This is a genomic window from Pseudomonas sp. MWU12-3088, from assembly GCF_023242405.1.
Taxonomy (GTDB): Bacteria; Pseudomonadota; Gammaproteobacteria; order Pseudomonadales; family Pseudomonadaceae; genus Aquipseudomonas; species Aquipseudomonas kribbensis.
The window spans coordinates 1-14582 of the sequence record NZ_JALJEA010000013.1; the positions used below are offsets into that span (position 1 = coordinate 1).

The following is a 14582-nucleotide window of genomic DNA, read 5'->3' on the forward strand; positions in this document are numbered from 1 at the left end:
AAAGCTATATCAAGGACCGTGCCAGGTTTTCCAAAGTCTCCGTGATACGGGGGTGAAACTGCTGTTTAGTGCATGTTTCAAGATGTTTCATGCCAAATTAAGCCCAAAAGTGCGCAACTTCTTGCGCAGTGGTGTGCAAGAAGTTGCGCACTTGGCTACAGGCGACGGAACCCGGGGGCTGTAGCGAAATCAGGCGGCGATTTTGCGAAACAAGTGCGCAAGAAGTTGCGCACCATGGCACATGGCTATGTCGGTGCCAGACCTCTCCGTTGCAGAAATGGCCAATCCATCGCCCCTTTTTGCCATTGCGCCACTGGCACGTTGCCCCGCGATTCCTTGAAAGTCCTTATCCAGAGCCCGTCACGTTTACGCTCGGGCGGCGCGAGCGCGGCAAACCGTCTTATAAATGAAACACCGCCCTCAGCTATACTCCCCCGCAATTTCGATCTGGCCCCGAGGACTGACTGTGAAGAACTGGACGTTGCGCCAACGCATTTTGGCGAGCTTTGCGGTGATTATCGCCATCATGCTGTTGATGGTGGTCGTCTCGTATTCACGGTTGTTGAAGATCGAAGCCGGCGAGCAGAGCGTGCGTCAGGACGCGGTGCCGGGTGTGTATTTCAGCTCGATGATTCGCAGTGCCTGGGTCGACAGCTATCTGCAGACTCAAGAGTTGCTGGGCCTGAAAAAAGGCCAGGGCATCAGTGCCGAAGACGCTGCGGACTTCAAGTCTTTCGAGGCGCGTCTCAACGAGCAGATGGGCAACTACGAAAGCACCGTCACCACTGCAGAAGACCGGGCCGAGTACACCGTGTTCAAGCAGGACGTGCTCAACTACAACAAGATTCAGGCGCAGGTGCTCGACCTGCATGTGCGCAACCAGGAGGACGCGGCCGCGAAGTTGTTCAATGAACAGCTGACCCCGGCCTGGACCGCCGGCCGCATGAAACTCAACGACATCATTCGTGAGAACAAGGCCGTTGCCGATGAAGCCATGAACAACATCGACGACGCGGTCGCGGCGGCGAAAGTCAGCATGGGCATCTCCCTGCTGGTGGCCGTGCTGGCCGCCGGCCTGTGCGGTCTTCTGCTGATGCGCGCGATCATGGCCCCGATGAACCTGCTCGTGCGGATTCTCGACACCATGCGCACCGGCGATCTGAGTTCGCGCCTGAACCTGGGCCGCAAGGACGAATTCAACGCCGTGGAAACCGGCTTCAACGACATGATGACCGAGCTCACCTCGCTGGTGTCCCAGGCCCAGCGCTCGTCGGTGCAGGTCACCACCTCGGTGACCGAGATTGCCGCTACCTCCAAACAACAGCAGGCCACCGCCACCGAAACTGCCGCCACCACCACTGAAATCGGCGCGACGTCCCGAGAGATTGCGGCGACCTCCCGTGACCTCGTACGCACCATGACCGAAGTTTCCACCGCCGCCGATCAGGCCTCGGTGCTGGCCGGTTCCGGGCAACAAGGCCTGGCGCGCATGGAAGACACCATGCACTCGGTGATGGGCGCAGCGGATCTGGTCAACGCCAAACTGGCGATCCTCAACGAGAAGGCCGGCAACATCAATCAGGTCGTCGTGACCATCGTCAAGGTCGCCGACCAGACCAACCTGCTGTCCCTGAACGCGGCGATCGAAGCGGAGAAGGCCGGGGAGTACGGTCGCGGTTTTGCCGTGGTCGCCACCGAAGTGCGGCGTCTGGCGGATCAGACCGCTGTCGCCACTTACGACATCGAACAGATGGTCCGCGAGATTCAGTCGGCGGTGTCCGCCGGGGTGATGGGCATGGACAAGTTCTCCGAAGAAGTGCGTCGCGGCATGGCCGAAGTGCAGCAGGTCGGCGAGCAACTGTCGCAGATCATCCATCAGGTGCAGGCGCTGGCGCCGCGAGTGTTGATGGTCAACGAAGGCATGCAGGCCCAGGCCACCGGTGCCGAGCAGATCAACCACGCGCTGGTGCAACTGGGTGATGCCAGCAGCCAGACGGTCGAGTCGTTGCGTCAGGCCAGTTTCGCCATCGACGAACTGAGCCAGGTGGCCGTGGGCCTGCGCAGCGGCGTTTCGCGATTCAAAGTCTGATGAGCGAAATCATCGCCAAACGCAGCGCTGCACCGGCGGCGAAGCAGGCGTTGTTCCTGCTGTTTCGCATCGGCAGCGAACGCTACGCTCTGCGCGCTACGGAGGTGGCGGAAGTGCTGCCACGCCTGCCGCTGAAACCGATTGCCCGGGCGCCGCACTGGGTGGCGGGGGTGTTCGCCTATCGCGGTTCGGTGGTGCCGGTGATCGACCTCAGTGCCCTGACGTTCGGCCAGCCTGCCGAAGCGCGCACCAGCACACGACTGGTGCTGGTGCATTACCGTGCCGACGACTCGCAACCCTCGCAATGGCTCGGGCTGATCCTCGAACAGGCCACCGACACCCTGCGTTGCAACCCGGAAGAATTCCAGCCTTACGGCCTCGACAATCGTCAGGCGCCGTACCTTGGGCCAGTGCGCGAAGACGCTCGCGGGCTGGTGCAATGGGTTCGGGTCAATGACCTGCTGGACGAAACGGTGCGCCCGCTGTTGTTCCCGACGCCGCCGCTGGACCCGGCGCGGCTTGAGGAGCAGCCATGAGCAGCGACCAGCGCTTCTTCGATTTCCTCAAGGAACGCATCGGGCTCGACGTCGCTTCGGTAGGGCCGGCAATCATCGAGCGGGCGGTGCGCCAGCGGATCATCCTGGCGCAAATGGTCACGGCCGATGAATATTGGCAAACGCTGCAAGGCTCACGGGACGAACAGCAGGCGCTGATCGAGGCGGTGATCGTCCCCGAAACCTGGTTTTTCCGTTACCCGGAATCCTTCGCCACCCTCGGGAAACTGGCGCGCAAACGCCTGGCCGAGCTGAACAACATGCGGGCGCTGCGCATCCTCAGCCTGCCGTGTTCCACCGGTGAAGAACCCTATTCGATTGCCATGGCGTTGCTCGATGCGGGCCTCAAGCCCCATCAGTTCAAGGTCGACGGCATGGACGTCAGCCCTTTGTCGGTGGAGAAGGCGCGGCGGGCGTTGTACGGCAAGAACTCGTTTCGCGGCCAGGAGCTGGACTTTCGCGAGCGGCATTTTTTCGCCGAGAACGAGGGTTATCGGGTGAATGAAATCGTCCGCGAGCAGGTGCGTCTGCAGGTCGGCAACGTGCTCGATCCCGCGTTGCTGGTCAACGAGCCGCCGTTCGATTTCGTGTTCTGCCGCAACCTGTTGATCTATTTCGATCAGCCGACCCAGCAGCAGGTGTTCGCCGTGCTCAAGCGCCTGACCCATGTCGACGGCGTGCTGTTCATCGGCCCGGCTGAGGGCAGTCTGCTCGGAAGGCTGGGCATGCGTTCGATCGGGATTCCGCAGTCTTTCGCGTTCAGTCGCCACAGCGATCCGCAGCCCGAACCGCTGCCGATGCCGGTCGCTCTCCCGACCCCGTTGCCCGTGCGCCAACCGGTGCGCAGCACGCCACCGCCGCCGGTGCGCAATCGCCCGTTTGCCGCTGTGACGCCGTTGCCCGCCACTGCCAAAAGCCCGAATCCCGACGCGGCGACCCTGCTGGCCAACATCGCCGCCCTGGCCAACGAAGGCAAAAGCGCCGAGGCCCGTGCCGCGTGCGAACAGTATTTGCGCAGTCATGAACCGGTGGCCCAGGTGTTTTACTGGCTCGGGCTGCTCAGTGATGTCGCCGGCTCTGCTCTCGAAGCCCAGAGCTACTATCGCAAAGCCTTGTACCTCGAACCGCAACACCCCGAAGCCTTGATGCACCTGGCCGCACTGCTGCAGGCCCAGGGCGACACGGCCGGTGCCAGACGATTGCAGGAGCGCGCCGCCCGCAGCGGCCGCATCGCCGACAGTGAGCGTAAACGATGATCCCGTCCGACACCTTGAACGTCACCCACGAAGACGCCCGGGCCATCGACGATTGCTGGAACCGCATCGGCATCCACGGCGACAAGTCTTGCCCGCTGCTGGAAGAACACATTCATTGCCGCAATTGCTCGGTGTATTCCGCCGCTGCCACGCGCCTGCTCGACCGTTATGCGTTGCAGCAGGACGAGCGCGACCCGGTGGCGACCCAGGCCGAAGCCGAGCTGAAAACCCGTTCGCTGCTGATGTTCCGTCTTGGCGAAGAATGGCTCGGCCTGGCCACCCGCAGTCTGGTGGAGGTCGCACCGTTGCAGGCGATTCACTCCTTGCCGCACCAGCGCTCCCGGGCCTTGCTCGGCGTGGCGAACGTGCGCGGAGCGCTGGTGGCGTGCCTGTCGCTGGTCGAACTGCTCGATCTCGACGGTAACGCCGCCCCGGCGACCGGCGCGCGGATCATGCCGCGCATGCTGATCATCGCGGCCAAGGGCGGGCCGGTGGTGGTGCCGGTGGACGAAGTCGACGGGATTCACGCCATCGACGAACGAATTCTCGATGCCGCGTCGCGTTCCGGGGCGCAGGCCAGTGTCAAATACACCCGAGGCGTGTTGCCATTCAAAGGTCGCAGCCTGCGTTGGCTGGATGAAGAACAGCTGTTGTCCGCCGTGTCCCGGAGCCTTACATGACCCCCGAGCAAATGCGCGACGCCTCCCTGCTGGAGCTGTTCAGCCTTGAAGCCGAAGCCCAGACCCAGGTCCTGAGTGCCGGGCTGCTGGCGCTGGAACGCAATCCGACCCAGGCCGATCAGCTTGAGTCGTGCATGCGGGCGGCGCACTCGTTGAAAGGCGCGGCGCGGATCGTCGGCATCGACAGCGGCGTCAGCGTTGCCCACGTGATGGAAGATTGTCTGGTCAGTGCGCAGGAAGGGCGGCTGTTCCTGCGCCCCGAGCATATCGACGCGTTGTTGCAGGGCACCGATTTGCTGATGCGAATCGCCACCCCGGCCAATGGCCCGCAACCGGCGGATATCGAGGCTTACGTGGCGTTGATGGGTGGTTTGCTCGATCCGGCGGCGCCGGCCGTGGTGGCCACCGCTCCGAGCGCGCCACCGATGGCCGAGTTGCAGCTTCAGCCACCGCCAGTGGTTGAGCCGGCACCCGTTGAAACCCCCGTCGAGGTGGCCGAGCCGGAGCCTGCGCCGCGCAAGAGCAAACGCACCACCGAAGGTGGCGAGCGGGTGCTGCGGGTCACCGCCGAGCGCCTGAACAGCCTGCTCGATCTGTCGAGCAAATCCCTGGTGGAAACCCAGCGTCTCAAACCGCACCTGGCCACCATGCAGCGCCTCAAGCGCATGCAGAACAACGGTCTACGGGCGCTGGAAAGTCTCAATGTGCATCTCAAGGAACATGCCCTGAGCCTCGAAGCTCAAGAAGCGCTGGAAGATGCGCGGCGCCTGCTCGCGGAATCCCAACAATTGCTGGCGGAGAAAAACGCCGAACTCGACGAGTTTGCCTGGCAAGCGAGTCAGCGTGCGCAGGTGCTCTATGACACCGCTCTGGCCTGCCGCATGCGGCCGTTCGCCGACGTGCTGTCCGGTCAGGTGCGGATGGTGCGCGACCTCGGTCGCAGCCTCGGCAAGCAGGTGCGACTGGAGGTCGAGGGCGAGAAAACCCAGGTCGACCGCGATGTGCTGGAAAAGCTCGAAGCACCGCTAACGCACCTGCTGCGTAACGCGGTCGATCACGGCATCGAAACGCCGGAAGAGCGCCTGCTCAAAGGCAAGCCCGAAGAAGGTCTGATCCGTCTGCGCGCTTCACACCAGGCTGGATTGCTGGTGCTTGAGTTGAGCGATGACGGCAATGGCGTGGATCTGGAAAAAGTCCGCCGCAGCATTGTCGAGCGCCAATTGTCGCCAGCGGAAACCGCCGCGCAATTGAGTGAAGAAGAACTGCTGACGTTCCTGTTCCTGCCGGGTTTCAGCCTGCGAGACAAAGTTACTGAAGTCTCCGGTCGCGGTGTCGGCCTTGATGCGGTGCAGCACATGGTGCGTCAGCTGCGCGGCGCAGTGGTGCTGGAGCAGACGGCAGGCGAGGGCAGCCGCTTCCATCTCGAAGTGCCGCTGACCCTGTCGGTGGTGCGCAGTCTGGTGGTGGAAGTCGGCGACGAGGCCTACGCCTTCCCGCTGGCGCACATCGAGCGCATGTGCGATCTGGCGCCGGAGGACATCGTGCAGGTCGAAGGCCGCCAGCACTTCTGGCACGAGGGCCGGCATGTCGGTCTGGTTGCGGCCAGCCAATTGCTGCAGCGCCCGGCGAGCCAGAACAGCGGCGACACGCTCAAGGTCGTGGTGATCCGCGAGCGCGATGCGATTTACGGCGTGGCGGTCGAACGCTTCATCGGCGAGCGCACGCTGGTGGTGTTGCCGCTGGACGAGCGGCTGGGCAAGGTGCAGGACATTTCTGCCGGGGCTTTGCTCGACGACGGTTCGGTGGTGTTGATCGTCGACGTCGAAGACATGCTGCGCTCGGTGGACAAGTTGCTGAACACCGGGCGTCTGGAACGCATCGCCCGCCATGGCAATCAGGCCGCAGAAGCCGCGCGCAAACGGATTCTGGTGGTCGATGACTCGCTCACCGTGCGCGAGCTGCAACGCAAGTTGCTGCTCAATCGCGGCTACGACGTCGCCGTCGCGGTTGACGGCATGGACGGCTGGAACGCGTTGCGCTCCGAGGATTTCGATCTATTGATCACCGACATCGACATGCCGCGCATGGACGGCATCGAACTGGTGACGCTGTTGCGCCGCGACAATCGCCTGCAATCGCTGCCGGTGATGGTGGTGTCCTACAAGGATCGCGAAGAAGATCGTCGCCGTGGACTGGATGCCGGGGCGGACTATTATCTGGCCAAGGCCAGTTTTCATGACGATGCCCTGCTCGACGCAGTGGTTGAGCTCATCGGAGGAGCGCGGGCATGAAGATCGCAATCGTCAACGACATGCCCCTGGCGGTGGAGGCCCTGCGCCGGGCGCTGGCCTTCGAGCCGGCGCATCAGGTGGTATGGGTCGCCAACAACGGCGCTGAAGCGGTGCGCCTGTGCGCGGAGAACACCCCGGACCTGATCCTGATGGACCTGATCATGCCGGTGATGGATGGCGTCGAGGCCACCCGCCGAATCATGGCCGAGAGCCCCTGCGCCATCGTCATCGTCACGGTCGACCGCCAGCAGAACGTGCACCGCGTGTTCGAAGCCATGGGCCACGGCGCGCTGGACGTGGTCGACACTCCGGCCCTTGGCGCCGGCAATGCCCAGCAGGCGGCCGCGCCACTGTTGCGCAAGATTCTGAATATCGGCTGGCTGATTGGCGAGAAAACCGCTCGCGCCCGCCCGGCCCAGACAACGCCGCGCAGTTCGGCGTCGTGCCAGCGGCTGGTGGCGATCGGCTCGTCAGCGGGTGGTCCGGCGGCGCTGGAGGTTTTGCTCAAAGGCCTGCCACGCAACTTTTCTGCGGCCATCGTGCTGGTGCAGCATGTCGATCAGGTGTTCGCCGCCGGCATGGCCGAATGGCTCGCCAGCGCCAGTGGCCTCGATGTGCGTCTGGCCCGGGAAGGCGAGCCGCCGCAGGCCGGCGCGGTGTTGCTGGCCGGCACCAATCATCACATTCGATTACTCAAGAACGGCACGCTGGCCTACACCGCCGAGCCGGTCAACGAGATCTACCGCCCCTCGATCGACGTGTTTTTCGAAAGCGTCGCCAATTACTGGAACGGTGACGCGGTAGGGGTTTTATTGACCGGGATGGGACGCGACGGGGCGCAAGGGCTTAAGCTCATGCGCCAACAGGGTTACCTGACCATCGCGCAGGATCAGCAAAGCAGTGCGGTGTACGGCATGCCCAAGGCCGCCGCGGCCATCGATGCAGCCGTAGAAATCCGTCCACTGGAAAAGATAGCGCCACGATTGCTGGAGATTTTCCCCAAATGAACGCATTACTCCGCAATCCAGGCCCCCGCAGCACTCAGGTGACCGCCCATGAATGACTTACAGATCGATGACATCAAAACCGACGAGAACGCCGCCATGGTGTTGTTGGTGGACGATCAGGCGATGATCGGCGAAGCCGTGCGCCGCGGGCTGTCGAATGAAGAGAACATCGACTTTCACTTCTGCTCCGACCCGCATCAGGCCGTGGCCCACGCCGTGCGGATCAAGCCGACGGTGATCCTGCAGGATCTGGTGATGCCCGGCCTCGACGGCCTGAGCCTGGTGCGCGAATACCGCAATCATCCGGCGACCAAGGACATTCCGATCATCGTCCTCTCGACCAAGGAAGACCCGCTGATCAAGAGCGCGGCGTTCTCGGCCGGGGCCAACGATTACCTGGTGAAACTGCCGGACAACATCGAACTGGTGGCGCGCATCCGTTATCACTCGCGCTCCTACATGACCCTGCTGCAACGGGACGCGGCCTATCGCGCGTTGCGGGTCAGCCAGCAGCAATTGCTCGACACCAATCTCGTCCTGCAGCGGCTGATGAACTCCGATGGCCTGACCGGGCTGTCCAATCGCCGGCACTTCGACGAGTACCTGGAACTGGAATGGCGCCGCTCGCTGCGTGACCAGAGCCAGTTGTCGTTGCTGATGATCGACGTCGATTACTTCAAGTCCTACAACGACACCTTCGGTCACGTCGAAGGCGACGAGGCCCTGCGCAAGGTCGCCACGGCGATCCGCGAGGCCAGCGCCCGACCGTCCGACCTGCCGGCGCGTTATGGCGGCGAAGAATTTGCGCTGGTGCTGCCCAACACCTCGCCGGGCGGTGCGCGGCTGGTGGCGGAGAAGCTGCGCCAGACGGTTGCGGCGCTGAAGATTCCGCACAATGCTCCGGCCGAAGGGGCGAGCCTGACCATCAGCATCGGCCTGGCAACCATGGTGCCGGAGGCGGGCAGCGACTGCCGGTTGCTGATCTCGGCGGCGGACCGTGGCCTGTATCTGGCGAAGAACAACGGGCGCAACCAGGTGGGAATCGAGTGAACCATCGGGTTCATTCGCCTCAAGAGCCGCCAGACGGGCTGCCGTGACAGCTTGATTACGTTATACTCGCCGGCTTTCAAAAGTTCGCCAACGAGTGCTGCCCGTCATGGAAATCAACCCGATCCTGAACACCATCAAGGACCTGTCCGAGCGCTCCGAATCTATTCGGGGGTATCTTTGACTACGATCAAAAGCATGAGCGTCTGATCGAGGTCAATCGCGAGCTTGAAGATCCTGCAGTCTGGAACAAACCTGAATACGCCCAGGAACTGGGCCGCGAGCGCTCGGCGCTGGCGCAGATCGTCGACACTCTGGACGAGCTGGCCACCGGCCTGGCCGACTCCCGCGAGCTGCTCGACATGGCCGTCGAAGAGAACGATGAAGGCGCCGTGAACGACGTCGTCGAAGTCCTTCAAGGTCTCGAAGAGTCCCTGGCCAAACTGGAATTCCGTCGCATGTTCAGCGGCGAGATGGACCCGAACAACGCCTACCTGGACATCCAGGCCGGTTCCGGCGGCACCGAAGCCCAGGACTGGGCCAACATCCTGCTGCGCATGTACCTGCGCTGGGCCGACAAACGCGGTTTCGATGCGACCATCATGGAACTGTCGGCCGGTGAAGTCGCCGGTATCAAGGGCGCGACCGTGCACATCAAGGGCGAATACGCCTTTGGCTGGCTGCGCACCGAGATCGGCGTGCACCGTCTGGTGCGCAAGAGCCCGTTCGACTCCGGCAACCGTCGCCACACCTCGTTCTCCGCTGTTTTCGTCTCGCCAGAGATCGACGACAAGGTGGAAATCGAAATCAACCCGGCAGACCTGCGGATCGACACCTATCGTTCCTCCGGTGCCGGTGGTCAGCACGTAAACACCACCGACTCGGCCGTACGTATCACCCACGTACCGACCAACACCGTGGTGAGCTGCCAGAACGAACGTTCCCAGCACGCCAACAAGGACACCGCCATGAAAATGCTGCGGGCCAAGTTGTACGAGCAGGAAATGCAGAAGCGCAACGCGGCGTCCCAGGCGCTGGAAGACACCAAGTCGGATATCGGCTGGGGTCACCAGATCCGTTCGTACGTGCTCGATGCCTCGCGGATCAAGGATCTGCGTACCAACATCGAACGCAGCGACTGCGACAAGGTGCTCGACGGCGACATCGACGAATACCTGGAAGCCAGCCTGAAATCGGGGCTGTAAGCTTTCACCCGACCTCAAGTCCCCCGCCATCGGCGGGGGCAACGAACCTGTGATGGAATATTTAAAGACATGAGCGACCAACAACTCGACCCGCAAGCCCTGCAACAGGAAGAAAACTCCCTGATCGCCCTGCGCAAGGAAAAGCTTGCTGCCGAGCGCGCCAAGGGCAATGCCTTCCCGAACGACTTCCGCCGCGACAACTACTGCGAAGCACTGCAGAAACAGTACGCGGATAAGACCAAGGAAGAGCTGGCAGAGGCTGCGATCCCGGTCAAGGTTGCAGGTCGCATCATGCTCAACCGTGGCTCGTTCATGGTGATCCAGGACATGACCGGTCGCATCCAGGTCTACGTCAACCGCAAGACCCTGTCCGAAGAAACCCTGGCCGCGGTGAAAACCTGGGACATGGGCGACATCATCGCCGCCGAAGGTACCCTGGCCCGTTCCGGCAAGGGCGACCTGTACGTCGAGATGACCAGCGTGCGCCTGCTGACCAAATCCCTGCGCCCGCTGCCGGACAAGCACCACGGCCTGACCGACACCGAACAGCGCTACCGTCAGCGTTACGTTGACCTGATCGTCAACGAAGACGTGCGTCAGACCTTCCGCGTGCGTTCGCAAGTGATCGCGCACATCCGCAGCTTCCTGATGAAGCGCGACTTCCTCGAAGTCGAAACGCCGATGCTGCAGACCATTCCTGGCGGCGCCGCAGCCAAGCCGTTCGAAACCCACCACAACGCGCTGGACATGGAAATGTTCCTGCGTATCGCCCCGGAGCTGTACCTCAAGCGTCTGGTGGTTGGCGGCTTCGAAAAAGTGTTCGAGATCAACCGCAACTTCCGTAACGAAGGCGTTTCGACTCGTCACAACCCTGAATTCACCATGTTGGAGTTCTACCAGGCTTACGCCGACTACGAAGACAACATGGATCTGACCGAAGAACTGTTCCGTGAACTGGCGCAGCTGGTTCTGGGCAGCACCGACGTGCCGTACGGCGACAAGGTGTTCCACTTCGGCGAGCCGTTCGTGCGCCTGTCGGTGTTCGACTCGATCCTCAAGTACAACCCTGAGCTGACCGCCGATGACCTGAACGACATCGACAAGGCGCGCGACATCGCCAAGAAGGCCGGCGCCAAGGTGCTGGGCTTCGAAGGCCTGGGCAAGCTGCAGGTGATGATTTTCGAAGAGCTGGTCGAACACAAGCTGGAACAGCCGCACTTCATCACTCAGTACCCGTTCGAAGTGTCGCCGCTGGCCCGTCGCAACGACGACAACCCGAACGTCACCGACCGCTTCGAGCTGTTCATCGGCGGCCGTGAAATCGCCAACGCCTACTCCGAGCTGAACGACGCTGAAGACCAGGCCGAGCGCTTCATGGCCCAGGTGGCCGACAAGGACGCCGGCGACGACGAAGCCATGCACTACGACGCCGACTTCGTTCGCGCGCTGGAGTACGGCATGCCGCCAACGGCCGGTGAAGGTATCGGTATCGACCGTCTGGTGATGTTGCTGACCAACTCGCCGTCGATCCGCGACGTGATCCTGTTCCCGCACATGCGGCCGCAAGCGTAAGTGTTTCAATAAAAAAGCCGCCTGAAATGGGCGGCTTTTTATTGCCTGTCTGGTACAAACGTATCAAATGGTTACTTTTGAAAAAAACAACAGAGGAAGTCCTGTCGTGATCGGTGCAATGGCTCAAGAGGGTGCAGCGGGTATCGCCACTGCGGTCGCTGAAAGTGTTCAGTACCAGGGCCGCAAGGCCAGCCGACAGGGCAGCGAGCAGCGTCGGCAGGACATTCTCGATGCGGCGATGCGCATTGTCGTGCGCGACGGCGTGCGCGCGGTGCGCCACCGGGCTGTGGCGGCCGAGGCCGGTGTGCCGTTGTCGGCCACCACTTATTACTTCAAGGACATCGATGACCTGCTCACCGATACCTTCGCCCAATACGTCGAACGCAGCGCGGCCTACATGGCCAAGTTGTGGATCAACAACGAAGGCCTGCTGCGGGAAATGGTGGTCAGCGGCGACGGCAGCCCGGAATCTCGCTCGCAACTGGCCGACGATATCGCCCGGCTGATGGCCGACTACGTGCACCGGCAACTGGTCAACCGCCGCGAGCATTTGATGGCCGAACAGGCGTTCCGCCAGGAAGCGCTGCTCAACCCGCGTCTGGCGGAACTGGTGCGTTCCCACCAGCAGATTCTGTTGCAGGGCACCTGCCAGTTGTTCCAGGTGCTGGGCTCCCGCGAGCCGCAGCAGGATGCCAAGGTGTTGACGGCGATTATCGGACGGATGGAATATCAGGGCCTGCTCAACGACGCCGAGCCTTTGGCCGAAGAGGACATGCTCGGCATTCTGACGCGTTATATGCATCTGGTACTTGCGTCGGTGTAACACCAAACCCTGTGGGAGCGAGCCTGCTCGCGAATGCGGTCTGGCATTCAACATCTTTGTTGCCTGACACCCCGCTTTCGCGAGCAGGCTCGCTCCCACAAGGGATCATGGCGATTTTCAGGGCCGTGTATTCATAGGGAGTGTTGAATGAAAGCCTGGCGTGGCGCGTTGATCGCGCTGTCGTTCCTGCTGCTCAGCGGTTGTCTGGTGACCTTCAAGGATCCGCTGCCCGCCCGTGAGCCGGCGCCCAGGGGCTTGCTCGGCGAATGGGCGAGCACCAATGCCTGGGGCGAGCCGATGAACCTGGAACTCACGCGCCTGGGCAATGACCGCTATCAGGCGGTCACTTGGTTCAAGGCCCATCCCCATGAGCGGGAAGCTTATCCGTTCACCGTGTCGCGCCACGGCAACCGCTGGTATCTGTCGGCGAAGGTGCCGGCGCAGTATGGCGGGCACTTCACTATCGCCGGTTTCGAGATCACCGATAAGCACGAACTGGTGATCTACAACCTCGATCTCGAACAGATCAACCAGGCCATCGCCCAGAAAAGCCTCGACGGCCAGGGCTTCCCGACCGATGACGGTCAGGGCGTGCAGGTCGACAGTCCGCTGGATAAGGTCTTTGCTTACCTCGACGACCCGGCCAACTCAGACGTTTTCGTCGAAGCGGCGCGCTACCAGCATCAGGCCAAGGCCAAGGCCAAATAATCCAGTACGTCATGTTTTCTACAGGAGTTTCGGGTGGACGATTACCAGCAGACGATACGCACGCTGTCCGATCGCATTGTGCTGGCGCAGACGCCGATTCGCGTGCTCGATGCGGTCAAGTGGGACGAGAACATCCGCAAGGGGTTCCTCAAGGCCAAGGGCAAGGAATTGCCGGCGGTGGATCGCGACTACTACCTCAACCGGCCGCTGTCCTTCGATTCGAGCAAGGTCAAGCTGGAGTTCCAGAACATCGAACGGGACATCACCCGCCAGCTCGGCCAGTTCAACCCGGTCGGCCAGATCATGCGGCGCATGTGCAAGGAATACCGGATGGTGGTGCGCATGCTCGAAGCGCGCGGCACCGAGGATTTCGGCCTGATTTCTCAGGAACTGTACGGCGCCGCGTCCGACGCGTTTCACGCCGGTGACCCGACGCTGGCCGACCTCGGCCTGATGATGTCGGACTACCTGAACAACATCGACGGCCGTGGCGACCTGAAGGATGAACCGAAGATCCTCACCGCCAAGGATGCCGTGCACCTGCTGCAAACCCGTCTGAACAAGGTGTTCGGCGAGGCCGAGGAAACCATCCGCGTGTTCGAGTCCGACGGCATCGTCGCCGACGCGGCAGCGGGCGCCGACTACATCAAGATCCGCACCGACGCGATGTTCAACGACCGCGACGTGCGCGCGCTGGAAGTCCACGAAGGCCTGGTGCACGTCGGCACCACGCTCAACGGTCTGAACCAGCCTATCTGCACTTTCCTGTCCAAGGGCCCGCCCTCGTCGACGGTGACTCAGGAAGGTCTGGCGATCCTGATGGAAATCATCACCTTCGCCTCCTACCCGAGCCGCCTGCGCAAACTGACCAACCGCACCCGCGCCATTCATATGGTGGAGGAGGGCGCGGACTTCCTGCAGATTTTCGAGTTCTTCCGCGAGCAGGGCTTCGAAATGGCGGAAAGCTACGGCAACGCCAGTCGGGTTTTCCGTGGATCGACGCCGACCGGTCTGCCATTCACCAAAGACTTGTCCTACCTCAAGGGCTTCATCATGGTTTACAACTACATTCAGTTGGCCGTGCGCAAGGGCAAGCTCGAGCAGGTCCCGCTGTTGTTCTGCGGCAAGACCACGCTGGAGGACATGCGAACCCTGCGGCAGCTGGTGGATGAAGGCCTGGTGGTGCCGCCGAAGTATCTGCCGGACCAGTTTCGTGACATGAACGCGTTGTCGGCGTGGATGTGCTTCTCCAACTTCCTCAATCACTTGAGCCTGGACCGGATCGAGGCCGATTACTCCAACATCCTGTAGGCCCATTGATCATTCCCGCGCTGAGCGCGGGAATCCGAA

Annotated in this window: 12 protein-coding genes; all 12 read left to right on the plus strand. The window is 62.2% G+C overall.

Going from position 1 to position 14582, the window contains the following annotated elements; all coding sequences use genetic code 11:
• Nucleotides 1-466: 466 nt before the first annotated feature.
• Nucleotides 467-2089, plus strand: a complete 1623-nt coding sequence (locus tag M5B98_RS24755; protein ID WP_085712799.1) for a methyl-accepting chemotaxis protein — start codon at nucleotides 467-469, stop codon at nucleotides 2087-2089.
• Nucleotides 2089-2625 (plus strand): chemotaxis protein CheW, encoded by a 537-nt coding sequence (locus M5B98_RS24760; protein WP_248744276.1) that lies wholly within the window; start codon nucleotides 2089-2091, stop codon nucleotides 2623-2625. Before M5B98_RS24755 ends, M5B98_RS24760 begins: the two co-directional genes overlap by 1 nt.
• Nucleotides 2622-3899, plus strand: coding sequence for a CheR family methyltransferase (locus M5B98_RS24765; RefSeq protein ID WP_248744277.1), 1278 nt, complete (start codon nucleotides 2622-2624; stop codon nucleotides 3897-3899). Before M5B98_RS24760 ends, M5B98_RS24765 begins: the two co-directional genes overlap by 4 nt.
• A complete protein-coding gene (locus tag M5B98_RS24770) occupies nucleotides 3896-4579 on the plus strand; it encodes a chemotaxis protein CheW (protein WP_248744278.1) in 684 nt (227 codons plus the stop codon). Before M5B98_RS24765 ends, M5B98_RS24770 begins: the two co-directional genes overlap by 4 nt.
• Nucleotides 4576-6870, plus strand: a complete 2295-nt coding sequence (locus M5B98_RS24775) for a hybrid sensor histidine kinase/response regulator (RefSeq protein ID WP_248744279.1) — start codon at nucleotides 4576-4578, stop codon at nucleotides 6868-6870. Before M5B98_RS24770 ends, M5B98_RS24775 begins: the two co-directional genes overlap by 4 nt.
• Entirely contained in the window at nucleotides 6867-7877 is a 1011-nt protein-coding gene (locus M5B98_RS24780) for a chemotaxis response regulator protein-glutamate methylesterase (protein WP_114881546.1), read from the plus strand. Before M5B98_RS24775 ends, M5B98_RS24780 begins: the two co-directional genes overlap by 4 nt.
• A 48-nt stretch (nucleotides 7878-7925) precedes the next feature.
• Nucleotides 7926-8927: a response regulator gene (locus M5B98_RS24785; protein ID WP_085712805.1), complete on the plus strand. Its 1002-nt coding sequence runs from the start codon at nucleotides 7926-7928 to the stop codon at nucleotides 8925-8927.
• 106 nt (nucleotides 8928-9033) lie between these two features.
• A protein-coding gene (gene prfB, locus M5B98_RS24790) for a peptide chain release factor 2 (RefSeq protein WP_114881547.1) occupies nucleotides 9034-10129 on the plus strand; the annotation gives its coding sequence in 2 pieces (ribosomal slippage) (nucleotides 9034-9105 and nucleotides 9107-10129; 1095 coding nt in all).
• Nucleotides 10130-10198: 69 nt separating this feature from the next.
• Entirely contained in the window at nucleotides 10199-11701 is a 1503-nt protein-coding gene (gene lysS, locus M5B98_RS24795; RefSeq protein WP_085712806.1) for a lysine--tRNA ligase, read from the plus strand.
• Between the two features lie 118 nt (nucleotides 11702-11819).
• A complete protein-coding gene (locus M5B98_RS24800) occupies nucleotides 11820-12524 on the plus strand; it encodes a TetR/AcrR family transcriptional regulator (protein WP_011332647.1) in 705 nt (234 codons plus the stop codon).
• Between the two features lie 147 nt (nucleotides 12525-12671).
• Nucleotides 12672-13232 carry a hypothetical protein gene (locus tag M5B98_RS24805; protein WP_248744280.1) on the plus strand — a complete coding sequence of 187 codons (561 nt, stop codon included), beginning with the start codon at nucleotides 12672-12674 and terminating at the stop codon, nucleotides 13230-13232.
• 33 nt (nucleotides 13233-13265) lie between these two features.
• Nucleotides 13266-14543 carry a flavohemoglobin expression-modulating QEGLA motif protein gene (locus tag M5B98_RS24810; RefSeq protein WP_085712808.1) on the plus strand — a complete coding sequence of 426 codons (1278 nt, stop codon included), beginning with the start codon at nucleotides 13266-13268 and terminating at the stop codon, nucleotides 14541-14543.
• The last annotated feature ends 39 nt before the right edge of the window (nucleotides 14544-14582 follow it).

What these genes read in the sequence shown, in the direction of transcription:
- M5B98_RS24770 (WP_248744278.1), top strand. Translation starts at nt 3,896, where the DNA reads ATGATCCCGTCCGACACCTTGAACGTCACCCACGAAGACGCCCGGGCC.
- M5B98_RS24765 (WP_248744277.1), top strand. Translation starts at nt 2,622, where the DNA reads ATGAGCAGCGACCAGCGCTTCTTCGATTTCCTCAAGGAACGCATCGGG.
- M5B98_RS24760 (WP_248744276.1), top strand. Translation starts at nt 2,089, where the DNA reads ATGAGCGAAATCATCGCCAAACGCAGCGCTGCACCGGCGGCGAAGCAG.
- M5B98_RS24800 (WP_011332647.1), top strand. Translation starts at nt 11,820, where the DNA reads ATGGCTCAAGAGGGTGCAGCGGGTATCGCCACTGCGGTCGCTGAAAGT.
- M5B98_RS24775 (WP_248744279.1), top strand. Translation starts at nt 4,576, where the DNA reads ATGACCCCCGAGCAAATGCGCGACGCCTCCCTGCTGGAGCTGTTCAGC.
- M5B98_RS24805 (WP_248744280.1), top strand. Translation starts at nt 12,672, where the DNA reads ATGAAAGCCTGGCGTGGCGCGTTGATCGCGCTGTCGTTCCTGCTGCTC.
- M5B98_RS24785 (WP_085712805.1), top strand. Translation starts at nt 7,926, where the DNA reads ATGAATGACTTACAGATCGATGACATCAAAACCGACGAGAACGCCGCC.
- M5B98_RS24780 (WP_114881546.1), top strand. Translation starts at nt 6,867, where the DNA reads ATGAAGATCGCAATCGTCAACGACATGCCCCTGGCGGTGGAGGCCCTG.
- lysS (WP_085712806.1), top strand. Translation starts at nt 10,199, where the DNA reads ATGAGCGACCAACAACTCGACCCGCAAGCCCTGCAACAGGAAGAAAAC.